Source organism: Solitalea agri (assembly GCF_023914155.1).
In the GTDB taxonomy this organism is placed as follows: Bacteria; Bacteroidota; Bacteroidia; order Sphingobacteriales; family Sphingobacteriaceae; genus Solitalea; species Solitalea agri.
Genome location: NZ_JAMWYS010000046.1, coordinates 45,542 through 69,555, shown reverse-complemented (window position 1 = coordinate 69,555; position 24,014 = coordinate 45,542). Strand labels below are relative to the sequence as shown.

Genomic DNA, 24,014 nt, shown 5'->3' with positions numbered 1-24,014 from the left:
CAACAAATCCTGCTTTAACTTGTTGATAACCCCTGAAAATAGAAAGAGGCCGTCCTTTTGAGACAGCCTCTATTTTTTAATCTAAATTGTACACAAGGCAACCATTTTATAGCATTGTCCGTACCTCCAGTACAGTTCTTCGGGTAAACCAAATAGCTTTTCTCTCATTAAAATATACCTGCCATCCTACACTTTTTTCGAAGAATTGACAATTAACCAATTTGTTAATCTAAATCTTTGATTATGAGAAAATCTGATTTAACGCTTGTAAAAGGCATGGGATGCTTTTTACTGCTTGGATTTTTCATCACCTCTTGTAATGAAGAAACAGCTTCCTTAGATGAAGCTAAACCTCTTTTGGCCAAAGAGTTTGAAGACGCACCAATTTCGGCTCGATTTGAAGTACCGGCCCATATGAACAGAAACGAAACCGGCAAAGCCTGTTTTCACCTCTACAACAACCGGAAACTCTATTTTGAAATATCAGTTTCCCATCTTGACCCTACTGACCACCTAACAGTTGCACATATTCATGAAGGTGGTACATTGGAAACCGGCCCAATATTAGTAATGCTAGTAGATAATAATGAAATGAAATTCGACTCCAATAATAGTATAAAAGACACGGTAGATGTTACCGAAGAGCAATACCAACGCATATTGGCAGGCAATGATCTGTATATCAATATCCACTCGATGCAAAAGCCTGCGGGCTTATTACGCAATCAGCTTGACCATCCATTAAAATTTGGCGCCGATATCGATCTATTGCCAGGTAATCAAGTTCCGGCCGTTTCGAGCACTGCAACAGGAAATGCACAGATAAGAATTTCAGAAGATAAAATGCTTTTCACAAAAGTAACAGTTGCGAACCTCGAATCAGGTGACAACCTTTTAATTGCTCATATTCACAAAGGAACTGCTACAGAAAATGGCCCGGTAATTATTAATGTTGCTGATAACGCGAGTCAAATAGGTTCTATTCAATCACGAACAATCAATGATACACAGTTTGCTGATTTATTTGCTAATCCGCTTTATGTAAATGTTCATTCTACTAATTTCCCTGGAGGCATTATCCGGGGACAGCTAAAAGATTAAACCAATCGAATTAAAAGAACAACAAGGGGGACGGGATATCCTCCTTGTTGTTTTAAACCTTTAGTGTCAACACTTTATTTTCATAATCAACTATAGCCTTGTATCGGACTAAAATATCACTGCCAATAACCCCGATCACTTTTTCCAACCCAAGCTTTTCATAAGCGATGTTTATATGAGACAGATCAAGAACAGCAGCATAATAGTTAGGAATACTCAAATCACCCAGTTTCAGATCAATTGTAGCCTTAAAACATTGCATTGAGTTAGTTCCTAATCCGGTAGACAGCTTTTCATCCAAATGAAAAACCTGTTCACCGGCTATTGCCTGAAGCAAATCATGGTCGAAAGCGGTTTTTGAGGCTCCTGTATCTAAAATAGCCTTTTGCTTAACGCCATTAATCTCAATTTCTATTTTAGGGTGAAAGCCATCTCCATCTAAACTAAAGATATCAAGAGGAAGTGTATAGGTTTTTATACCAAAAATTAGCGTTGAAAGATTGAATACCATTTTTAGCAGGTTTGAATTATTGGTTTCAAATGAAAATTTGAATGATAGTTTACAAATAAACGAAAGAAATCGTTGAATTTGTCATTAAAAAAAGAGCCTAACCGGATTATACCGGTCAGGCTCTGATGTATCTTAATCAGCTTATATTAAACCAACTTCATATCTGACAATACGTTGTTCATTGCACGAACAGCGTCAGCACTTTTTGCAAAAGCTGCTTTTTCCTCTTCGTTCAATTCGAAATCAATGATTTTTTCCCAACCATTTTTCCCAACTACTACAGGAACACCCATACAAATATCTGACTGACCGTATTCACCTTCTAAGAAAACTGAAGATGCAAATACACGTTTCTCATCACGAACAATAGCCTCAACCATTGCAGCGCCTGCTGCTCCAGGAGCATACCAAGCTGAAGTACCCAATAAACCAGTTAAAGTAGCACCACCAACCATTGTATCAGCAGCCACTTTTTTCAATGTTTCAGCATCTAAGAATTTAGAAACAGGAACACCGTTATAAGTAGCCAAACGGGTTAAAGGAATCATCGTTGTATCACCATGACCACCGATAACTGTTGCATGAAGCTCGTTTGATGAGCAATTCATCGCCTGACCTAAGAAATATTTAAAGCGAGATGAATCCAAAGCACCACCCATACCGATTACACGGTTTTTAGGCAAACCTAAGGCTTTAAATGCCAAATAGGTCATGGTATCCATTGGATTAGAAATAATAACAAAGATTGCATTGGGAGAATGTTTTAAGATGTTTTCAGCAACACCTTTAACAATACCTGCATTGATACCGATTAACTCTTCGCGAGTCATTCCCGGTTTACGAGGCAAACCAGAAGTAATAACTACTACCTCTGAACCAGCAGTTTTAGAATAGTCATTAGTTGTACCAGTAATTTTGGTATCGAAACCTAATAACATAGCAGTTTGCATCATATCCATTGCTTTACCTTCGGCAAAACCTTCTTTGATATCTAACAATACTACTTCTGAAGCAAGCTCTTTGCGAGCGATGTTGTCTGCACAGGTGGCACCAACGGCACCTGCACCTACTACAGTTATTTTCATAATAAAAGTATTTATTGGGTTATAAAAGTGCCGCGAATATAGGACTTTCGACATGAAATATTTATGAATTTAAGCAACATTTGCATTGAAAATATTGCTGAATCGTTGGCCTAAATAAACATTCTGTTGCAATTCGAATTTATGGCTGCATTACAAGTTTTATGTAATCGAACTTTTCATTGATATCATTATCTATAAATATATAACAACAAAAGCGCCTAACAGAAACTGCCAGGCGCTTTATTATATAAACTTAGGGGTCAAACTTATTTTACAGTAGCGATGTACTCAATTAAATCAACGATTTTATTTGAGTAACCCCACTCATTATCGTACCAAGAAACCACTTTAACGAAGTTATCAGATAAAGCGATACCTGCTTTTGCGTCGAAGATAGAAGTACGTGCATCTCCTGTAAAATCAGTTGATACCACTTCGTCTTCAGTGTAACCTAAAATTCCTTTTAATTCACCTTCCGAAGCATCTTTCATTGCTTTTTTAATTTCTTCGTAAGAAGCAGCTTTCTCTAAGCGAACAGTTAAGTCAACTACAGAAACATCGGCAGTAGGAACGCGGAACGCCATACCAGTTAATTTACCTTTAACAGCAGGAATTACTAAACCTACAGCTTTAGCAGCACCAGTTGACGAAGGAATGATATTTTGGTAAGCACCACGACCACCTCTCCAATCCTTAGCAGATGGGCCGTCAACTGTTTTTTGAGTTGCAGTAGCAGCGTGAACAGTGGTCATTAAACCTTCAACGATACCGAATTTATCATTTAACACTTTAGCAACAGGAGCTAAACAGTTAGTAGTACATGAAGCGTTTGAAACGATGTTTTGGTCAGCAGTTAATGATTTATGGTTAACTCCCATTACAAAAGTAGGGGTATCATCTTTTGCAGGAGCTGACATAACTACTTTTTTAGCCCCAGCCTGAATGTGCTTAGCGGCAGTATCTTGAGTAAGGAATAAACCAGTAGATTCGATAATGTATTCAGCGCCAATTTCATTCCATTTAAGGTTTGCTGGATCTTTTTCAGCAGTAACACGGATAGTTTTACCGTTTACAACTAAATGTCCGTCTTTAACCTCAACAGTACCATCGAAACGGCCGTGAGTTGAGTCATATTTTAGCATATATGCCATGTAATCAACTTCAATTAAGTCGTTGATACCTACAACTTCAACACCTGGTCTGTTAATGGCAGCACGGAAAGCTAGTCTTCCGATACGTCCGAATCCGTTAATTCCAATTTTCATGTTAATCTAAATTTATAATAGTTTGTGAAATTTGTTTGTGTTTTTTGATGCCTAAATAGCCAGGATATTTACCAGTTCAATTAATGTTTCATCCATTTCGGTTTTATTCTTAATGGCTAAATCAATGCTGGTAAGTGCGACATGGTTGCTAATCATCCCCGCCATTTTACGGTTATGTCCCTTTAATAAGGCTTCTACTGCCGCTTGACCTAAACGACTGGCCAATACACGATCGAAACTGGTTGGGCTTCCTCCGCGCTGGAAATGGCCAAGAATACTCACTTTGGTGTCGTAATTAAAACGTTCCTTAACTTTTTCGGCAATGGCCATTGCCCCACCTCCATGCTCACCTTCAGCTACTACAACAATACTTGAGGTCTTAAGGTTTCCGAGATCAACCATTAATTTATCAACAAGATCATCAACTGAGGTTTCTTTTTCAGGAATAAGCACCGCTTCTGCTCCACCACCAATTGCCGACCATAAAGCAATATACCCGGCATCGCGCCCCATCACCTCAACAAAAAATAAACGGTCATGCGATGCAGCAGTATCCCGAATTTTATCAATGGCTTCAATAACGGTATTATTGGCGGTATCAAAACCAATAGTAAAATCAGTGCCGAAAAGATCGTTATCAATCGTTCCGGGTACACCAATTACTTTAATATCATATTCTCTGGATAATATTTCAGCTCCGGTAAAGCTACCATCTCCGCCAATAACCACTAGGCCATCAATCTCGTGCTTAACTAGATTGTCGTATGCTTTTTTACGTCCTTCAGGAGTTTTGAATTCTAAACAACGGGCAGTTTTTAAAATTGTCCCACCTCGTTGAACGATATTACTCACCGATTTGGAGTTAAGTGGAATAATTTCATCGTTAATAAGTCCTTGGTAACCTTGCATTACGCCAAACATTTGAGCGCCATGGTAAATACCGGTTCTAACTACAGATCTGATGCATGCATTCATTCCGGGAGCATCGCCTCCGGATGTCAATACTGCAATTCTTTCAATTTTTTTCCCCATAAAGCGATAAAATTACAAAATATATTCAAAATCATTAAGTAATTTTAATATTTTATTCTATATTTTGTCTCTCACGCAAAAGTAATAATATTGTACTTTAATTCTGTAATCTTTAGTGTAATTTATACAATATCCTAATTTTTCTTGATGGAACTCAATGACCTCCCTAAACTCCATTCCGACTTCTCAGTGGACTGTGTAGTGTTCGGGTTCGACAAGGGCGAGCTGAGAATATTATTAATTGAACGTGCTGAAGAGCCTTTTAAGGATTTTTTAGCATTACCCGGCAACCTTGTGTATGATAACGAAAATATTGATCAAGCTGCAAACCGTGTTTTAAGTGAATTAACAGGCTTGAATGATGTTTATATGGAACAACTCTATACCTTTGGTGATGTAAACCGACATCCACAAGGAAGAGTAATCACCGTAGCTTACTTTTCATTAATTAAAGTAAAAAAACATACGCTTAATCCTTTAAGTGCCTATGCAAAAAAAGCACAGTGGTTTTCAGTTGCCGATTTGCAGCCATTAGCCTTCGACCATCAACAGATTTTAGAAAAAGCATATAAACGACTTCAGAATAAAATACGATATCAGCCAATTGGTTTTGAATTACTACCCGAAAAATTTACACTAAGTCAGCTGCAGCAGCTATATGAAGTGATACTGGAAAAACCAATTGACAAAAGAAACTTCCGAAAGAAAATATTAAGCTTCGGATTACTGATTGAACTCGATGAGAAGCAGAAAAATGTATCGCACCGGGCTGCAAAACTTTATAAATTTAATAAAACCCGCTATAATAATTTAAAGAAAATGGGATTTTCATTTGAACTTTAGTACGGTTAATCTTTTTACAGTTAATATGAAAACAAACGGCTCCACAGTTAAATCTGCAGAGCCGTTCGTTTTTATATTATGGCTATTATTGAGCTACACTAAGCTTTAGTTCATTGATATGATATTGAACCAAATCATCAATAGGCGAACGAACAACTTTTCCTAGCTGCATTCCGTACTCATTGCTTACTTCGGCTAAAACATCGCGGAAATTATACCCTACAGAACCTATACAATTAAAGGTGTATTTTTGATAATCGGGATAACGGCTCACCAAGTCACGGAAAAAGGCATTGAATGAATCTTTGATCACCTCACGAGCATATGGCTGAACATTACTGTTATCATACAAAAACTTACTAAAACTGGCTAAGAAACGATTCGGCAATGGTTTCTTGTAAATCCGGTCTAAAATATCACTGTGTGAATAACCATAAGTACGGTCAAAAGCCTCACTTAACGCTTTAGGCATTACTCCGCGCATATAATCACGTAATAATCTGCGACCAATATGCGACCCACTTCCTTCATCACCTAACATATAGCCTAATGAATCGATATTTAACGAAATGTCACGTCCATCATAATAACAGGTATTAGTTCCTGTTCCTAAAATTGCGGCAAACCCAGATTGATTACCTAGCAGTGCTCTTGCGGCCGCAAGTAAATCGTGACTTACAAAAACTTTCGCTTTTGTAAAAACGGTACGCAGAGCAGATGCTACCACTTCGTTCTTTTCTTCATTAGAACATCCCGCACCGTAAAAACTAACATGCTCAATGCTATTAATATCCAGATTATCAGGAAGATTATTTTTTAACGACTGGATAATTCCAGGTGTATCAATAAAATAAGGGTTATACCCTTCAGTGTTAAAATAAACCTTCTTGTTCTCTTTATTTAACAGACACCAGTTAGTTTTTGTAGAACCACCATCAGCAATAATTATCATAATATATTCTGTTAATATTAATCCTTAACCGTTGTTTCTCTAATGAATCTTTAGAAACAATTCAAAAATAGCAAAAAATCAGATTCTTTAATGATAGAATTAAAAAAAAATTAAGAAGTTGGCTATTGTTTTTTAATTGATTACACAATTAGCCTGCTAAAAAAACATAATTAATTGATTTACAGAAGTAAATAACTGCTTCGATCGGCTTAAATATTTTTCTTTTTTGTTAAGAATACACTAAGTCATATTTTGACCATTCAACGTATTTTTTTTGAAAAAACAGCCAATCTATTTCTATTGATCTCACTTATATAGTATGCGAGAAAACTTGCAGTTGCAGCGCTGGGTGTAGCATTTGGAAGTGTTTTTAAGGCTCAAAGCAATAGGGTAAAAACGCCAGGGAATGTTAAAACTATTGGAACAACCAGTTAGCAACCTAAATTTACTATAGAAAATGCAAATATTGATGTAACAATTTATAGTTCATCAATTATTCGTATCAGAATGAGGGATAAACCACTCAAACCTGTTTTTCTTAGGCTGTAATTGCATGTCGTCAACAAGTTAAATGAACAGTTTCTCAAACAGGCAACGAACCCAATTTTTCATGGCAATTGGATATAAATGATTAGTAAAGAATTGCTCAACATTGTAAATTGATGAATAATAATTGAGGAATTATTAACGGCATCTTGACCAAAGCTAGAAATTTGTTATTGGCCCATAGTTATTAATTCAATTTAATAAAATACGCTAGATAATATTGAAAACCATTTTCCTTTTTTATTTTAGAACTATGCGAAAAAGAGCTGTTCTTATAGCGTTCTCTCTAATTTTGAGCATTATCTGCAATGCCCAGGTAACTGTTTGTATACAATCGGTACCGGTGAATACCTCATCCTCCGACAAAATTTACATGGCGGGCAATTTCAACGGTTGGAACCCGAGCGATCCAAACTATTGCTTTACACGCAATAATAAAGGAGTCTATTCACTTAAAACAACGTTTAAGCCAGGTACATATGAATTTAAAGTTACCCGTGGAAGCTGGGCCAAAGTAGAGGCCGATAGCTTGGGAAACACCTTACAAAATCGGCTTATTGAAATTAAGGGCGACACTACTTTAAACATTGAGGTAGATAGCTGGAGCGACACCTATGAGAAAGAAATGGTTCATACCGCTTCGCGCAGTGTGCGACTTGTTGATTCGGTTTTTTATATCCCACAACTCGAAACCCATCGCCGGGTGTGGATCTATCTGCCTAAATCTTATTTCGACAAATCGACAAAAAAGAAACACTATCCTGTTTTATACATGCATGACGGCCAAAACTTATTTGATGATTTTTATGCGCCGTACGGGGAATGGAATGTTGATGAAACACTCGACAGTTTAGATAAAGAAATAATAGTTGTTGGCATCGACCATGGCGGCAACGAACGACTTAACGATTATTCGCCTTATCAGAATCTCAAATATGGTGGTGGTAAAGGAAATAAATACCTCGAGTTTATTGTTAATACCCTGCGCCCGTATATTAATTGCCACTACCGAACTTTAAAAGATGTAGAAAACACAGGAATAATGGGTAGCTCAATGGGAGGGCTCATTTCCTTCTACGGCGGCTTAAAGTATGATAAGGTTTTTGGCAAGATTGGAGTATTTTCTCCATCCTTTTGGTTTCATCCCATTTTGTATGATTATACCAATAAGTGGAAACCCGAGCGCAAAACTCATATGTATATTTTAGCAGGAGAAAAAGAAAGTGATTCATTGGTCTATGAGGTAAAAAAAATGGAGTCGATTCTTCGAAAGAAAGGTTTGAGCGAAGATCAATTGAAAGTTGTTTTTAAACCCGATGGCCGACATGCCGAGTGGTTCTGGCGACGCGAATTCCCTGATGCGATCAACTGGCTATTTCCTGAGCCTGCAAATAGTAGCATTGTAAGAAAGCTCCTCCATAAACTTTAGTAACTACTACGAAAGTTTTCTAATTTAAAAGATGACCAAAGTCATTTGTTAAAAGTCACTCGATTTTTACCTTTGCGACAAGATTATAGTGATGTTTTGCTTAGTGGAACAAAATCTTCCATAAGTGTAGTCAAAAAACAATGAAACGCCTTTTATCCATAGTATTAACAATTGTCATATTGCTGCAAACACTCAGTAGTTTGGTTATTGTATCGGGCTATGAGGCCAACAAGAGTTTCATTTCAACATACCTTTGTGAAAACAAAAATAAGCCTCAACTTCATTGTAACGGACAATGTTATCTAATGAAGCAGCTTAAAAAGGAAGCTTCAGAGCAAGAGCAAAAGGCTAACAATTCTTTAAGAGAGAAATTCGAAATAAACCTTTTTGCTCAATCTGAAACGCCAAATTTCATCGATAATACGTACATCAAGTTAACTCAGGAATATTTCTTTTTGCAGAAAGAACCAATCAAATCGAGCATCACTATTTATCATCCTCCACAGGTTTAGCTTCCTTTTAAACCTTCGGTATTCATTAGTTGAAATTAGCTTGGCTTATACCAGCAATGCTATCCCGATCACGCAATTCATTTATTTTTTATTCGCAGGCAATTAAGGTTTGCATGGGTGCAGCTGTTCATTCAATTGAATCGTAATGTGCTACCTAAACCTATGCCTACTACGAAAGAAATTTTATGCAACGGAAGTTATACGTTACCATTTTTATGCTATGTGCATTTGCAAGCGCATATGCTCAACAATTAGTCAAAGGGAAAATTTACGATGCCATAACACATGAACCCTTATCAGGAGCAAATGTGTTTATACCCAATACGACCAAAGGTGCACAAACAAATGCCCAGGGAACATTTAAGTTTTCTGTGGATGACAATACAACAAAAATCACAGTTTCATTATTAGGCTATCAAACCGTAACTATTGCGATTGAAAACAAAGAACTTTCAATTGCTTTAAATCCGTTTGCCGCTAACATGCAAGAGGTGGTTGTTACCGCTAGCCGTGAATCACAATTACGAAGCCAGGCTCCAATTGCCATTAGCAAGATCTCGGCTAAACTGTTAGAAGAAACCAAACCTACTGCTGTTTATGAAGTGATGAATAAAGTATCTGGAGTTTTGATGGTGAACTTGAACAATGAGCAGCATAGCATGTCTATTCGCCAACCTATGACTACTTCAGGTTATTATCTATACATGGAAGATGGCATAGGTATTAGGCCAATGGGAGTTTTTAACCATAATTCTTTGCTGGAAGTTAACCAATATGCCATTAGTTCAATAGAAGTGGTAAAAGGACCAGTATCATCCATTTATGGACCGGAAGCAGTTGGTGGGGCTGTAAATTTTATTACCCAGCGCCCAACCGCTGTTCCAACAGCGCGTGTAGGCATTCAGTTCGATCAATGGGGATACAAACGTTTGCAATTTGGTGCCGGTACGCAAATTGGGAAATTTGGCGTGTACGTTGGAGGCTTGAGCAGTCAACAGAAAGGCAGTTGGATGACCTATTCAAACTATGATAAAACCTCCATAAATACTCGTTTAGAATATCAATTGTCTGCTAAAACTCAATTGACAGGAACTTTTATGTATGGAGATTATTATTCCCAAACCTCTGGAAGCGTTGATAGCACAGCCTTTTTTAATCGTAGCTATACAAGCAATAATGAATTTACATATCGAAAATCAAAGGCCAGCCGTTCACGTATCACATTAGAGCACGATTGGTCTAAGGGTTCGAAGAGTTTTATTACGCTGTTTAATCGCTTTAACGAGCATGGACAAAATCCGTCTTACGGTATCAAATGGAAACCGGGACAAACAACTGCTGCAGGAGAGATCAATTCGAACAACTTTACCAGTTACGGTATAATTGGACAGCACAGCCAACGTTTTGGTTTCTTAAACTCAAAATTGATTGCCGGTGGTTTGTTTGATTATTCTCCTAATGATTATTCGGCTTATCAGGTCGATTTAAGTGCCCAATTACGTCCTGATGGCAAATCGGTTGAAAAATACACCATTATAAAGGAACGTCCGGATATTAAACTGTCTGATTATACTGCTAAAATCAGAAATGCTGCAGCTTATATGCAGTATGATTTTGAACCTTTAAAGAACTTACGTTTTTCAACAGGCTTACGCTATGACTTGATGTCGTTTACCTATGATAATTATTTAGATGCTTCGGCAGGCAGCAAAGAATATGAACGCATTACACCTAAAGTTGGTTTAACCTATGATTTAGGGCATGACAAAGGCCTTTACGCCAACTATTCACAAGGCTTTGCTCCCCCGGCGTTAACCGCTATTTTCCGTAAAAAACCGAATTCTAATCCTGCGGAGTTTTACTATAACCTAAAACCGGCTTTATTTCAAAACTATGAGGTTGGAGCCTGGGCGGCCTTCCTGCAAAATAAAGTTTATGTTGATGTGGCTATATACAGAATGGATGGGCAGAATGAACTACTGAATATCCGTCAGCCGGATAACTCCTATGATTACCAATCGGCAGGGAAAACCCTCCATAAAGGAATTGAATTTAGCACTACGATAAAACCAGTAAAAGAACTGAGTTTCCGTTTGGGAGGCACCTGTGCAATCCATCGCTTTGAAGATTTCCAGGTGAGTAATAAAGAAGGTGATCAACTTAAAAACCTGAATGGCTATGATATGCCTTCGTCGCCTCGCTGGGTTTGGAATACCGAATTGAATTATTATCCTCAATGGTTTAAAAACTTCCATACCTCTATGGAGTGGCAACATGTTTCGGGCTGGTATCAAAATCAAATCAACATGGTTAGTTATTCTGGGTATGATCTGCTTAATGCAAGAGTAGGTTATCAATGGAGAGGGATTGAAGTGTATTCAAATTTGATGAACCTAACTGATGCATTATATGCAAGCAACGCATCAAGAGGTAATAACATAACCGATCGCACAACTTATACCGCAGCAGCCCCTCGAACCTTAGTGTTGGGGATAACTTATCAATTGGCTAAAAAGTAAAAAATTCATTAGCGAAAAATGATCAGAAAAAATATATACAAGTGGCATCGCTCTCTTAGCATTATTATCGCGTTGCCTATAATAATGTGGACGATTAGTGGGATAATGCACCCTTTAATGTCATCGTTTAAACCTAAAATAAAAAACCAGTTTTTGATATCGAAAACAATCGACCTGTCGAAAGTTAACGTTTCACTAGATTCGGCCTTACTTAAAAATAAGATTCTCTCTATCAGCAATTTTAGGTTGATAGAGCTTGATGGGAATGTTTACTATCAGATAGCCAAAAAGGGACAAGCTGAGTTAGTTTACATTAATGCTGCCGATGCCTCCATAAATCATAAGGGAGCTGAACTATACGCAGGCAAAATAGCAAGCCAACTTTTGGGAGATTCAACTGCAACGATTCAAACTATATCGCTTGTTAAACAATTTGATGAAGAATACCTTGAAATAAACCGCCTCTTACCGGTCTACAAAGTAGTTTTTGACAGAGCAGATGGAATTCGTCTTTATGTCGACCCTTCAAGTGATCGCTTGGGTTTAGCCGTTGAAAATAACAGGGCGATGTTTTCCTCATTATTCCGGAATTTTCATAGCTGGAAGTTTTTAGATCACTTTGGATCTTTTCGTCTAGTAGCTTTATGCCTCTTATGTTTAGCGGCTTTCGTTGCCACTCTAATGGGTATTTACATTGCCTTCATTACTAAATCAAAAAAAGGGAACACAGGTAATTCAGCAGTAAAGTATAGAAAGCTTCACCGGCGAATTGCCATTGTGGTCTCAATTACCTCATTGATGTTTACTTTCAGTGGTGCGTATCATGCTTTCGCCAAGTTTAAGCCTGATACCCGTCAGCAGTATTTTATTGAAGAAGATTATAAGGCAACAGAGCTCAACTTTAAGCCAAATTCATTGTCGAAGCAATATGATGTGAAGAATATTTCATTGATAAAGATAAATAATACTGTTTTTTTACAGATCACCTGTTCATCTCAAAAAGGATTTACAAAAGAAGAATGCTGCGAAAAAATGGGCGTTGCAGCGGCTAAGTTTGGCATGAATATGAAATCACCAATGCCAATGGTTCGATATCTTAGTCTTCCTAACCTGCAAGTTTTGCCCAATGGAGATCAGCAATATGCGCGGTTTATGGCTTCGGTATTCAGCAAGCAAACAGATGAAAACATTATTTCCGTTACTCCGGTTACTGAATTTAAAGGCGAGTATGGGTTCGTGAACAAACGCCTACCGGTTTATAAGGTTCAATACAAAATGAATAATAACGAACGTTGGTATGTTGAAACCTCTTCAGGCAAACTGGCAGCAAAAATTAATGATATAGACTTGCGAGAAGGATTAAGCTTTGCGATGTTACATAAATTTCATTTTGCTGATGAATTGGGTAAAACTTCACGAGATGTATTAACCATTATTGCAGCGTTGGGTAATTTACTGGCTGCGATTGCTGGGATTATTTTATTAGCAATTTGGTTCAGAAAGAAGAAAACATCGGTTAAAACTTTCGCAAAGCAATAGGTAATAAGTTTTAAAAACTAAAAAGGCGCCCATTTAGATAAACGGGAGCCTTTTTAGTTTTTTAGCTAAATTTCTTTAGTTCTTCGGATAACCGGGAAGCGTTTTTACCTCTTCAATTTGCGCAGTATGACGAGCACTATGTGCTGCCAACAACACTAACCATTGATAAGCATCGAGGTAACCAAAAGCGGGTTGTTGCATCAAGTGTGTATGAAGATCACTATTGGCATTTTTCACATAATCTATTGTCTTTTGACGATCGGCCTCAAACTGAGCAATCAACTCGGCCTCTGTTTTCCATCGGTGAGTAGGCTTAAGCATTTCAGGAGCCTTTGCTTTTACCGACCGGTCTTCAATCTTTTTAACCAGATCATCGGTCTTAATCTTTACTTCTGCTTGCTTGTCCGCGTTAGCCGAGTCGGCCATAATTTTTGTCACCAAACCAAAAAGTGTTTCTTCTGAAACGGTTATGTGTTCTGCACACTCAGCAATCGACCACCGTGTTGAATCTGCTTTAAAGTTCCATTGTTCAGGGGTAAGGTTTTTAATCTCTGACAAGAACTTTTCTCTAGTTGATTTAAGCAATTTTAAGGCATAATCCTTTTCTTGCTTACTTAATTCCTGGGCATTAGAAGAGAAAGAAATTGACGCAGCAATAAACAGAATTGTCAGGAGTTTTTGGAAAGATAGATTTGTTTTCATTTTTAGTAAGTTGATAGTTGAAGTTAAAGAAAATATTTAGAACAACGGCGGTACATGCGGAAAACCCGGTTATTGAATTTAAGCCGGCGAAAAAAGCCTAACCCTTTTCTTCTCTCAACTAGAAACTCCCTTTTTTAATAAAATAATTATAAGCAAATCAAAACTTAAACTAATTAACTAATAACCTTTACCTACATACCCCTAATTTAGTATTGATAATATTAATTAAAACCATCAAATTTGCAGCGCAAATAAGTAAGCTGTCATTAAAAAAGTTGCATTGCCAACCATCTACTTAATTCGAGTCCTAATTAATGAGTTATTTCAAATCATTTAACAACCATCAATTTTGATTTCAGTTGCTATTTAAAAAATCCTTATAAAACACCAATTACATGAAAAAAACCTTGTTAAGCATTTTCATGCTTACTTTTACGCTATTTACCTATGCGCAATCAACCCAAACAGAGACAATTGTAAGCGAACCCGAAGAAACTCTTAAGGCTACCGCCAAAAATTTTGCTACCGAACTAAATGTTAATCCTTTTAGTGGTCAATTGAGCTTAAACAATGCCGTAAACCTTATTAAGGTGCGCTATTTCAAAAGTCCTGAGCTAGCACTACGCCTAGGTTTAATTGCCAATTCAACCGGAACAAATGATGATTACAACAATCCTTATGGGACTAACTCTAATTTCTATAAGAACGAAACCAGCAGTACTACCCTAGGTTTAAACTTCGGTTTAGAAAAGCATTTTAAAGGAACCCGTAGATTATCGCCATACATCGGTGCCGATTTAACACTTTCAAATAAATCAACTAAACAAGAAATTACCAACGGAGGAACCACCACCACTCGCACCGGTGGCTGGATAAGCACTGTTTATAACCCTGAAACCGGTAATTATACTACCCAAACAACAGAGAGAGGTTATTTCAAATATGGTTTAAATGTGCTAACCGGTTTCGATTTTTATCTTGCCAGCCATTTTTATTTTGGATATGAGTTCAATTTTGGATTTACCAAAACTGACTATCAAAAAATGAAAGAAACTCAAACAGGAACAGGCACTTCTAATCCTGGTTATCAGCCGAATACTTCAAGTTCTAATTTCTCCTTTGGGTCGAACATGACGAATGGAATTCGTTTGGGATATATTTTTTAGTAGTTAGTTAGTTATTGATAATTATGATAAAACTTAAATACACAGGCTTAATTAGTCTTTTGGTCTTTGTTATTCTTTTGTTTCAAGGCTGTGAAAAAGAGCTTGACCAACATCCTAAGCTGCAAACACTTGATTTTATTGCTATATCTCCTACTAAAGTTAAAGTTAAAGGTAATATAGTTAGTGTTGGTGATTTTGACGTAAGCGATTATGGGTTTGTGTACGGCGTAAACCCCAATGTCGATATTACCTCCGGAACACGTGTTTCATTAGGAAAAGATGTCTCAGAAGGAGAAATAAACCAGGAAATTGGAAACATAACTGTATCGAACAGTTACTATTACAATACCTTATACATCAGAATGTACCTAACCAATAAAAATGGTACGGCTTACGGTCAAGTACTTTCTGTTCAATTGCCTTCAATAAGTACAAGTAGTTTATATCCGAACAGTGGTAAAGTAGGAGACCTAATTACCATTAACGGAAATTTCTATACTTCTAATAAAGATGAAGTTACAGTAACCTTCAACAATGTTAAAGCTACCGTAACAGAGACCACTCCCTCAAAAATCATTGTACAGGTTCCTTCGGGTGTAAATGGAACATATGATGTACAGGTTGCAGTAACAATAGGTAGCCAAAAAATAACTACCTCATCATATTTTGCCATGAAACCATATATTACCGACTTTAATCCTAAGTCGGGACCAGTAGGTACGGTTGTTACTTTTACCGGACATAATATTAGCACAAGTTATTACAGCAACTACAAGGCTATGTTTGGTCAAACAGAATCTTATTTATACGGAAGCAATTACCCGTATTATACCTCTGCTCAAACCTCAATACCATTGAATGTAGGTCAATCTGAATTACCGGTTAGTGTTATTATCGACGGAGTGACAACAAATTTCCCTGACAAGTTTATTGTTACGCCACCTGTTATCGAAGCAATATCAACTACAAAAGGTTTATATGGAAGCTTAGTGACACTTACCTGCTCAAATCTGCCATCGAATTCGCAGGTAAATAATAACGCTATAAAGATTGGTGATAATCCTGTTTCACTCTATTCAATAAATGGCAATCAACTATCTTTCTATATTCCTACGACCATTGAAGAAGGAGAACAATCAGTTAGTTTAACTGTAGGACCACATACGGTTTATGCCCCTCAGAAACTAACCGTAAAACAGCATACTGTAAGCGGTTTCAGCCCTTCATCAGGTGGAATAGGCAAGGAAGTAACCATTTCAGGTGAATTTGTTCCGAATCAATGGTATAATGTTTACTTCGGAAGTTATACTGCTTCCAGCGTTTCTAGCTCATCAGGATCATTAAAAGTAGTTGTACCTTATGCAGCACAAGAGGGCGATGTTAAAGTGAGCGTTGAATATGGGGATAAGAAAATTACTGCACCAGGCACTTTTAAAATTCTTGCACCAGCAATAACTTCTTTTTCGCCAACATCAGGAGTACCTGGAACTGTAGTTACAATAAGTGGAGTAGGCTTCTATCCTAGCAACTATAGCTATTACACCACTGTTAAGTTTGGTACCGTAGCAACTGAAGTTATAAGCGCAAATGAATCCACCATAAAAGTAGTTGTTCCTTCAAATGTGAATCCGGGAGCAATGAAAATTACCGTGGCAAGCAACGGACAGACTATTGTCAGTCCGAGCAATTTTACCGTAACTAATTAAAATATAAGAGCAGCACTAAGTTGATTAGTGCTGCTCTTATATTTTATATTCAGGCTTGCTCATCATTTACATTCTATAGGCCGAAGTATTGTTTGGCCTCCAAAATTCAACTTTTTATGCTCTTTAAACATCATTCTGCCATCTTTCTCAACTAAGTCTCCGTAGCCTTCCACAAAGTCCTCTCCTTTTTTAAGAAACGCCACTTCCCTTACTGACTCCACTCCTTCCGATTGAAAAATATAATCCAATAATAAGGTATCACCTTTTAGCATACCTTGCACATTGCCCTTATTACTGTCCTTTTCGTGGAAATTATAATTCAACGTTCCAAGAATCAGGCTATCATCCGACATTTTAAACCGTAACAAAACACTGTCTTTATCCTTAATGTATGAATAACAATATTCATTTGATTTTGGTGAATCAGATACACTTATTGAATCAGTCTGAACCGTTGTTTTATTTGTTTTAGTGTTACAGGCTAGTATAAAAACAACCGCCATTATCCAGAGAGCTGTGTTTCTTTTCATTCTTTAATAGGCATTTATAATGTATAGTTTATTCTTCGCGAAGCTAAAAAGAATATTAATCCAATTGTTCATTCATAAAATATAAGAAATAAAGCCAAATCAAACCCTTAATCAGGAAGAACAAAAAGCCGAGAATTCCAATCTTCTTAAAGTATGTTTTGATCTTTAATTTCATAAAAAGCATTTCCTTAACTACATCCAACAATTGGCATTGTTTTACTGATCAGCCTTCTCCCCTCCTTTAGGCCCGTAAAAAAACACCCAGGTTGAAAAGTTATCTGTAAAATTCACAAATCTATGTTCAATACCTGCCGGAACAAATAAAAAATCCCCTGTTGTAAACGGATAAATTTCTCCATTTATATAAAAATCACCACTCCCGGACATTATAACGTAAATCTCATCACGATCATGTGGCTGCTGATGATCTATTTTTTCAGGCTTGTAAACTTCAACCGATAAGGTCCCATGCTTAAATACTTCCGTAAATAATTGCTTGCTGTCTTTTAATTTTTGTAATGCTTTTTCTGTAGATAGATTCATAATCGTATTATAAGTTTTCCTTCTTTATGCCCAAATCATAGGCTATTTGCATGTATTGTTTGAGTTCATCATTTATATCATCGATAGAAAATATCCGGCAATGATGATTGAATGTATTTGAACCAGGAATTTGTCCCATTTTATGAAAGCATAAATTATCTTCAAACAGCTGATTCATATGAAAAACCACATCAATATAATTTTTACCTAAATTGATGATGGAACAAAACCTGATTTTGGCAGCAAAACCAATTTTCGATTTCGTAGGATGCAATACAAAATCGCCGATTTTACGATACTCGTCAACAAATCGGTTAAATAGCAGAGTGGTAATTTCTGATTTCCCTTCCAGGAAACATTCCAGCGTACGGTCGTTGCACGAATGATTTTGGTTTTGGTGAAGAAACTGCTGCTGGCAAAGCGGGCAAATCCACATGGCTTTATATCTAATTAAATTAAATTAAAGGGAGCCCATAGGCTCCCTTATACTTCTTCAGTTTAAAAGCTTTTGCTTAGCTAGGAGAGTTTTTATCGAAATTAACCATCCAATTGATACCAAACTTATCGGTAAACATACCAAAGTATGCTCCCCAGAATGTATCGCTCATTGGCATAGTTACATGGCCGCCCGCCGAAAGCCCATTAAACAAACGGTCTGCATCTTCTTTATTTGTCGCGTTGATGGAGATTGTAATATTATTACCCACTGTTAACGATGGGCCCCATCCTTCGCAAGTATCGCTTCCCATTAATACCCCTCCTCCTATTGGCAACGAAATATGCATCAGCATATCAGCAGCTTCTGCTGGCATTGGAGGCATGCCTTCCTGAGGTGGCATATCTTTAAAACGCCCGACAAAGGCAAAGTCGCCACCAAAAACCGATTTGTAAAAGTTAAATGCTTCTTCGCACTTACCAGTAAAAGTAAGATAAGGATTGATTGTAGTTGCCATTTTGAATTAGTTTTTAAGGTTAATAGACAGATAGGTATTAATTTTTGAAGGATGGAAGTTACAGAAATAGACAATTCTACGTATACCAAAAACGTAACTAATAGCTTACAATTCGTTGCTTAGTTGAAAAATAACAGGGCAAAGAATATCTTCATTTATCAAAATAACTTCCAATCGTATTTATATGAAAAAACACCTTTTCTTTTTACTATTTATTTGTCTTTTAACCCTGCATTCAATTGCTCAAAAAAATCCAATACGTGTTTTAGTGCTCACGGCTCACCCCGACGAAGCTGAAGAATATGTAGGTGGCACTATTGCTTCCTTTGCAGAGCATGGTGCCGAGGTACAAATCGCATCGTTAACAAATGGAGATGTTGGCCACTGGACCATGACCAAAGAGGCAATTGCAGAAAGGAGAAAGCAAGAAGCTATTGCCGCTGGTAAAATTTTAGGAGCCAGCTATCTCATTTCAAATCATCATGATGGTGAATTGGAACCGTCTATTGAAGTCAGAAAAGAAATAGTAACAATCATTCGAAAGTGGAACCCTGATATAGTGATTACTTTTATGGAAATGCTTGGAGGTGGTCATCCGGATAACATGGCCGTAGCTACAGCGGTTCGTCAAGGAGCAGGTTTAAGTTTTGCCCCACTATTTCTTCCTGAAATCCCAGCTCTCACCAAACGTCCTGTGTTTTTAGTTGTAAGAGATTATTATTCAAAGAAATTCACTCATCAGGCAGATGTGGTAATTCCTATTGATAAAACATACAACAAGAAATTAGATTCATTTGCAGCTCATGCATCCCAGTTTTTCGAGTTTGCACCCTATCAACGTGGCATCTTAAATGAAGTACCTAAAGAACCTAAAAACTATAAAACCTTTTTTGAAAAATATTGGGGAGACTATAGTGCCATTAGTGACAGCATGAGAAATTGGTTAAATACTCACTACGGAGAGGTTAAAGGTAAACAGTTTGAACATGCAGAAGAATTCGAGTATGCCTCTTTCAGTCGTAGGTTAGATAAAGAGGAATTGTTAAAACTTTTCCCAATGCTGAGAAATAGTTTCAAATGAAAAAGCCCGATTACTCGGGCTTTTTATATTATTCTTGCGGCCAACCTCGCCATCATGACAAGCAATTTTGTTGGTAACCCTATAAGTCTGTTTTTTCTTTCCAAACAGTTTATCATTTGCATTAATTGCTGAATGATTGTAAAGGTTACGAAGCAAAAGTAGGAGCATTCTACTAGCGAGACAATACTCATTTATGAGTATTTTTTATTCGGATCGGCTGCTGAAAAAACATTATAAAAACCAGTTTTCCTGTTCTTCTTTTGTCAGAAAAGTCCAGGCTACAAACCTGCTAACCTTATTTCCCTGACTCATTTCCACTGTCTTAAATTCTTGTATCTGAGCTCTTTTCAACAACACATAGATTCCATTTAGGTTTGCGCTTTTTGAAACAAGAGTGGTAAACCATAAGCATTGCTTTGTTAATTGAGCGCTTTCATCGATCATCCGTCTGATAAACTCAAATTCGCCACCTTCACACCAAAGTTCATTATGCTGGCCTCCAAAATTAAGTGCGGGTTTATGACTTTGTTTTTTACCAAGGTTAGATAATTTCCGGTTAGTGCCTGAAGTAGCCTCTGCGGCCGATGAATGAAAAGGCGGGTTGCAGAGTGTTAAATGAAAACGATCTTCAGATTTTATCAATCCTTTAAATATCTGATTGGAATATTTCTGTAAACGGAGTTCAATTTTAGATTGCAGATAGAGATTTGCCTTAATTATTTTTTCAGCCGATTGAATAGATCGAAGGTCAATATCAGAACCCACAAAATTCCATCGATATTCTGTGGTTCCTATGATGGGATAAATACAATTGGCACCGGTTCCAATATCTAAAACCTTTACAGTTTCACCTTGCGGCACCACACCGTTATTGGCTTCAGCTAATAAATCAGCCAGGTAATGAATATAATCGGCCCGACCAGGAATAGGCGGACATAGGTAACCTGCCGGAATATCCCAGAAATCAATCTTATAAAATTGTTTCAGCAATGCTTTATTCAGCATTTTTACTGCACCTGCATTGGCAAAATCAACAGACTCGATACCAAATTGGTTTTCCGATACAAAAGCTGAAAGTTCAGGGCAAGCATTGATTAGTTCTCTGAAATTATAACGACCACGATGTTTATTACGTGGATGTAGGTTTGTCTTTTCAACCGAATCTTTTTTCAACTGCATGCCCTAATTATTTAATAGGCAAATTTCGCTGAAAGATCATTCATTTTAAAGATTAATTACTCGCCGGTTGATGATCATAGCTGATGACCCTTGAAATTCTCCAAACACCATCTTTAAACATCCATAAATGAGTAAATTTGGCTATTCCAACACGCTTTTCAGTACCGTCTTTGTATACTTCGTAGAAATAATGCTCACCTGTTTGAACTGCCCCATAATTTCCCATTGGATAAACTTTCATTGTTACGGGAACTAAAACCCTCTTCAGTCCAACTTCTCGGTTGGGATCACAAAAGTTCTTTTTCAAGTTAGCTATGAATGCAGCTTTAGAAATGGTTATGCCTCCTTTATCATGATAAAACTCCATATCATCTGTAAAAAACTTCTGAGTAATCTCAGGATGACAGGTATAAGCCGTTGCAAATAAGCTACTGTCTAAAGAAAAAAGGACTTTGTATAATTGCTTTTCATCAGAAGGATAAGCCGTGGGAATTTGCCCTTTGGCACTCCAGGCAAATAAAATAAAGAGTATTAAGATTCTAGTTTTCATTTTGAAGAGGCTTTTTTTGATTTACCATTTCCATTTTTTGGCACTGACGAATCCTTCATTTCAACTTTTACTCCATTAGTCTTAACCGGCTTCTCCTTGAGAGTTGTCTCCTTCGCCTTTTCAGCTTTTACCACTTTAGCCTTCACCGAATTTTCTGTGGATGCTGTTGATTCCTTCTTATCCGCTTTTACCCCATTTGACTCAATCGATTTTTCTTTCGGAGCAATCGTCTCTGTTTTTTCAACGTGTTCCCTAAATGAAGGATGATCTTTCAGCTTCCACACAGAAACCCCTAGTGGAGGCAGGCTAATTGAAATCGACTGCGCTTTACCATGTTGTGGTTGCATTTCAGCCTCAAGTGGATAAGGATTTACCACTCCGCTGCCCCAGTAATCATGTTTATCCGTATTAAAGATCTCCGTCCACACGCCATTATGGGGTAAACCTATCCTGTAATTATGACGAGCCACTGGTGTTAGGTTAGCTGCTACCACTACATATTCCTGCCAGTTATGCCCCTTGCGGCAATATAGAAATACAGAATTCTCTGCATCCGATTGATCAAGCCATTCGAAACCATAACCTGAAAAATTGTTTTCATACAAGGCCGGCTCATTACGGTATAGTTGATTCAGATCTTTCACCAAATCTTCCATGCCTTTATGAGGATCGTATTGGGTTAAATGCCAATCAAGCGAATGGTCATGGTTCCATTCAGCAGTTTGAGCAAACTCGCACCCCTGGAACAACAGCTTTGTTCCGGGATGAGTAAACATAAAGCCGAATAGCGCCCTTAAATTGGCAAAACGTTGCCACTCGTCTCCAGGCATTTTGCTTACTAATGATCCTTTTCCATGTACCACCTCATCATGTGAAAGAGGCAGCATAAAATTCTCGGTAAATGCGTAAACTGTACTAAAAGTAAGGTCTTGCTGATGATGCCTGCGATAAATAGGCTCTTTTGAAAAATACCTTAACGTATCATTCATCCAGCCCATCATCCATTTCATCCCAAAACCTAAACCGCCTTGCCAGGTTGGATGTGAAACACCCGGCCACGAGGTCGATTCTTCAGCAATCATCTGTATATCGCCATAATTTCCATAAGCCACTTCGTTAAGTTCTTTCATAAACGAAACCGCATCAAGATTTTCCCGACCACCATATTGATTAGGCACCCATTCACCCTCTTTACGTGAATAATCGAGGTACAGCATTGAAGCCACTGCATCAACACGTAAACCATCCGCATGATAACGGTCGAGCCAGAAGAGTGCATTACTAATCAGAAATGAACGAACCTCATTTCTTCCGTAGTTAAAAATATAACTGTTCCAGTCGGGATGAAAGCCCTGACGAGGATCGGAATGCTCATACAGATGCGAACCATCATAATTGTATAAACCATGTGCATCACCCGGAAAATGCGAAGGAACCCAGTCGAGATAAATACCTATTCCGGCATTATGCAAGCTTTCCATTAAAAACATAAAATCTTGCGGTGTACCAAAACGAGAGGTAGGCGCAAAATAGCCGGTAACCTGATAACCCCATGATCCAGAGAAAGGGTGCTCCATAATTGGCATAAACTCCACATGCGTAAAGCCCATATGGATTACATATTCAACCAGTTGATGAGCCAGCTCCCGATAAGAAAGGAATCGATCGGGGTTAGAAGGATCGCGACGCCAAGAGGCCAGATGAACCTCATACACCGAAATTGGCTTATCCAGGGCGTTATTTTGATTCCTTCTATTCATCCATTCCTGGTCATTCCATTCATACCAGGTATCCCACACTATTGATGCGGTGCGGGGAGGTTCTTCCCAAAATAAAGCATAAGGGTCACCTCGCTCGAAATAACCGTTTTCGTGTGTTCTGATAAAATACTTATATGCCTCTCCTTTTCCTATATCAGGAATGAAACCTTCCCAGATGCCTGACGAGTCCCATCGAGGATTTAAAATGTGTGACTCACTATTCCAACCATTAAAATTCCCGATAACCGAAACTCCAGTGGCATTGGGAGCCCAAACGGCAAAATAAGTCCCGGTTACACCTTCGTGTTCTACCACATGTGAACCAAGTTTTTCATATAATCTGAAATGTTTACCGGCTTTAAATAGACTGATATCGAAATCGGAGAATCGACTGTAAGATAGTACGGAAGAAGTCATAGAGTGATGGATGTTATATCGCTTTTATAAGCCTAAATATCGTAAAAAGATAGTAAGAAACGAGCAAATGAATATTTAATTGATTCAAATGGA

Annotated in this window: 22 protein-coding genes; 9 read left to right on the top strand and 13 right to left on the bottom strand. The window is 37.6% G+C overall.

The genetic code is table 11. The features are described 5' to 3' along the window. The first annotated feature begins 243 nt into the window (after positions 1–243). The gene (locus NF867_RS13740; protein WP_252588627.1) at positions 244–1,101 is read left to right on the top strand and encodes a CHRD domain-containing protein; all 858 of its coding nucleotides are present in this window, start codon (positions 244–246) and stop codon (positions 1,099–1,101) included. Between the two features lie 52 nt (positions 1,102–1,153). Here NF867_RS13740 and NF867_RS13735 read toward each other — a convergent pair whose 3' ends face one another. The 4 genes from NF867_RS13735 to pfkA all read right to left on the bottom strand — a co-directional run bounded on the left by NF867_RS13735 (position 1,154) and on the right by pfkA (position 4,994). After that, positions 1,154–1,612, bottom strand: coding sequence for an aspartyl protease family protein (locus NF867_RS13735; RefSeq protein WP_252588625.1), 459 nt, complete (start codon positions 1,610–1,612; stop codon positions 1,154–1,156). A gap of 146 nt (positions 1,613–1,758) precedes the next feature. Then, positions 1,759–2,697: a malate dehydrogenase gene (mdh, locus tag NF867_RS13730; RefSeq protein ID WP_252588623.1), complete on the bottom strand. Its 939-nt coding sequence runs from the start codon at positions 2,695–2,697 to the stop codon at positions 1,759–1,761. Between the two features lie 266 nt (positions 2,698–2,963). After that, positions 2,964–3,962 (bottom strand): type I glyceraldehyde-3-phosphate dehydrogenase, encoded by a 999-nt coding sequence (gene gap, locus NF867_RS13725; RefSeq protein ID WP_252588621.1) that lies wholly within the window; start codon positions 3,960–3,962, stop codon positions 2,964–2,966. A 51-nt stretch (positions 3,963–4,013) separates the two neighbouring features. Continuing rightward, positions 4,014–4,994, bottom strand: a complete 981-nt coding sequence (pfkA, locus tag NF867_RS13720) for a 6-phosphofructokinase (RefSeq protein ID WP_252588618.1) — start codon at positions 4,992–4,994, stop codon at positions 4,014–4,016. Positions 4,995–5,141: 147 nt separating this feature from the next. On the opposite strand from pfkA, the gene NF867_RS13715 reads away from it, so the two are divergent. Continuing rightward, complete coding sequence (locus tag NF867_RS13715; protein ID WP_252588616.1) at positions 5,142–5,837, top strand: NUDIX hydrolase; 696 nt, start codon at positions 5,142–5,144, stop codon at positions 5,835–5,837. 85 nt (positions 5,838–5,922) lie between these two features. On the opposite strand, the gene NF867_RS13710 is transcribed toward NF867_RS13715, so the two are convergent. Beyond that, positions 5,923–6,789 (bottom strand): N-acetylglucosamine kinase, encoded by an 867-nt coding sequence (locus NF867_RS13710; protein ID WP_252588614.1) that lies wholly within the window; start codon positions 6,787–6,789, stop codon positions 5,923–5,925. Between the two features lie 799 nt (positions 6,790–7,588). Here NF867_RS13710 and NF867_RS13705 point away from each other — a divergent pair. From NF867_RS13705 to NF867_RS13690, 4 genes are all read left to right on the top strand, one after another. Continuing rightward, complete coding sequence (locus NF867_RS13705; protein ID WP_252588612.1) at positions 7,589–8,764, top strand: alpha/beta hydrolase; 1,176 nt, start codon at positions 7,589–7,591, stop codon at positions 8,762–8,764. Between the two features lie 140 nt (positions 8,765–8,904). Then, positions 8,905–9,276, top strand: coding sequence for a hypothetical protein (locus tag NF867_RS13700; protein WP_252588610.1), 372 nt, complete (start codon positions 8,905–8,907; stop codon positions 9,274–9,276). A 185-nt stretch (positions 9,277–9,461) separates the two neighbouring features. Then, a complete protein-coding gene (locus tag NF867_RS13695) occupies positions 9,462–11,795 on the top strand; it encodes a TonB-dependent receptor (protein WP_252588608.1) in 2,334 nt (777 codons plus the stop codon). A gap of 153 nt (positions 11,796–11,948) precedes the next feature. Beyond that, positions 11,949–13,334, top strand: a complete 1,386-nt coding sequence (locus tag NF867_RS13690; RefSeq protein WP_341870049.1) for a PepSY domain-containing protein — start codon at positions 11,949–11,951, stop codon at positions 13,332–13,334. Between the two features lie 75 nt (positions 13,335–13,409). On the opposite strand, the gene NF867_RS13685 is transcribed toward NF867_RS13690, so the two are convergent. Further along, on the bottom strand, positions 13,410–14,036 hold the full coding sequence (locus NF867_RS13685) for a DinB family protein (protein ID WP_252588606.1): 627 nt from the start codon (positions 14,034–14,036) through the stop codon (positions 13,410–13,412). Positions 14,037–14,431: 395 nt separating this feature from the next. Here NF867_RS13685 and NF867_RS13680 point away from each other — a divergent pair, with 395 nt between their 5' ends. After that, positions 14,432–15,202: a hypothetical protein gene (locus NF867_RS13680; protein ID WP_252588605.1), complete on the top strand. Its 771-nt coding sequence runs from the start codon at positions 14,432–14,434 to the stop codon at positions 15,200–15,202. A 23-nt stretch (positions 15,203–15,225) separates the two neighbouring features. Further along, positions 15,226–16,908, top strand: a complete 1,683-nt coding sequence (locus tag NF867_RS13675) for an IPT/TIG domain-containing protein (RefSeq protein ID WP_252588603.1) — start codon at positions 15,226–15,228, stop codon at positions 16,906–16,908. 62 nt (positions 16,909–16,970) lie between these two features. Here NF867_RS13675 and NF867_RS13670 read toward each other — a convergent pair whose 3' ends face one another. From NF867_RS13670 to NF867_RS13655, 4 genes are all read right to left on the bottom strand, one after another. Then, entirely contained in the window at positions 16,971–17,438 is a 468-nt protein-coding gene (locus NF867_RS13670) for a hypothetical protein (protein WP_252588601.1), read from the bottom strand. A gap of 216 nt (positions 17,439–17,654) precedes the next feature. Next, a complete protein-coding gene (locus NF867_RS13665; protein ID WP_252588599.1) occupies positions 17,655–17,981 on the bottom strand; it encodes a cupin domain-containing protein in 327 nt (108 codons plus the stop codon). 7 nt (positions 17,982–17,988) lie between these two features. Next, entirely contained in the window at positions 17,989–18,417 is a 429-nt protein-coding gene (locus tag NF867_RS13660) for a DUF5655 domain-containing protein (RefSeq protein ID WP_252588598.1), read from the bottom strand. A gap of 76 nt (positions 18,418–18,493) precedes the next feature. Then, positions 18,494–18,934 carry a VOC family protein gene (locus NF867_RS13655; protein WP_252588596.1) on the bottom strand — a complete coding sequence of 147 codons (441 nt, stop codon included), beginning with the start codon at positions 18,932–18,934 and terminating at the stop codon, positions 18,494–18,496. Between the two features lie 184 nt (positions 18,935–19,118). Between NF867_RS13655 and NF867_RS13650 the strand changes: the two genes are divergently transcribed. Then, entirely contained in the window at positions 19,119–20,015 is an 897-nt protein-coding gene (locus NF867_RS13650) for a PIG-L deacetylase family protein (RefSeq protein ID WP_252588594.1), read from the top strand. Positions 20,016–20,246: 231 nt separating this feature from the next. Here NF867_RS13650 and rlmF read toward each other — a convergent pair whose 3' ends face one another. Genes rlmF through glgB form a run of 3 tightly spaced genes read right to left on the bottom strand, consistent with a single transcriptional unit; the run spans position 20,247 to position 23,921 of the window. After that, on the bottom strand, positions 20,247–21,194 hold the full coding sequence (rlmF, locus tag NF867_RS13645; RefSeq protein WP_252588593.1) for a 23S rRNA (adenine(1618)-N(6))-methyltransferase RlmF: 948 nt from the start codon (positions 21,192–21,194) through the stop codon (positions 20,247–20,249). 52 nt (positions 21,195–21,246) lie between these two features. Then, positions 21,247–21,744 (bottom strand): nuclear transport factor 2 family protein, encoded by a 498-nt coding sequence (locus NF867_RS13640; protein ID WP_252588591.1) that lies wholly within the window; start codon positions 21,742–21,744, stop codon positions 21,247–21,249. Continuing rightward, positions 21,741–23,921, bottom strand: coding sequence for a 1,4-alpha-glucan branching protein GlgB (gene glgB, locus NF867_RS13635; RefSeq protein ID WP_252588589.1), 2,181 nt, complete (start codon positions 23,919–23,921; stop codon positions 21,741–21,743). Before glgB ends, NF867_RS13640 begins: the two co-directional genes overlap by 4 nt. Positions 23,922–24,014 lie beyond the last annotated feature (93 nt).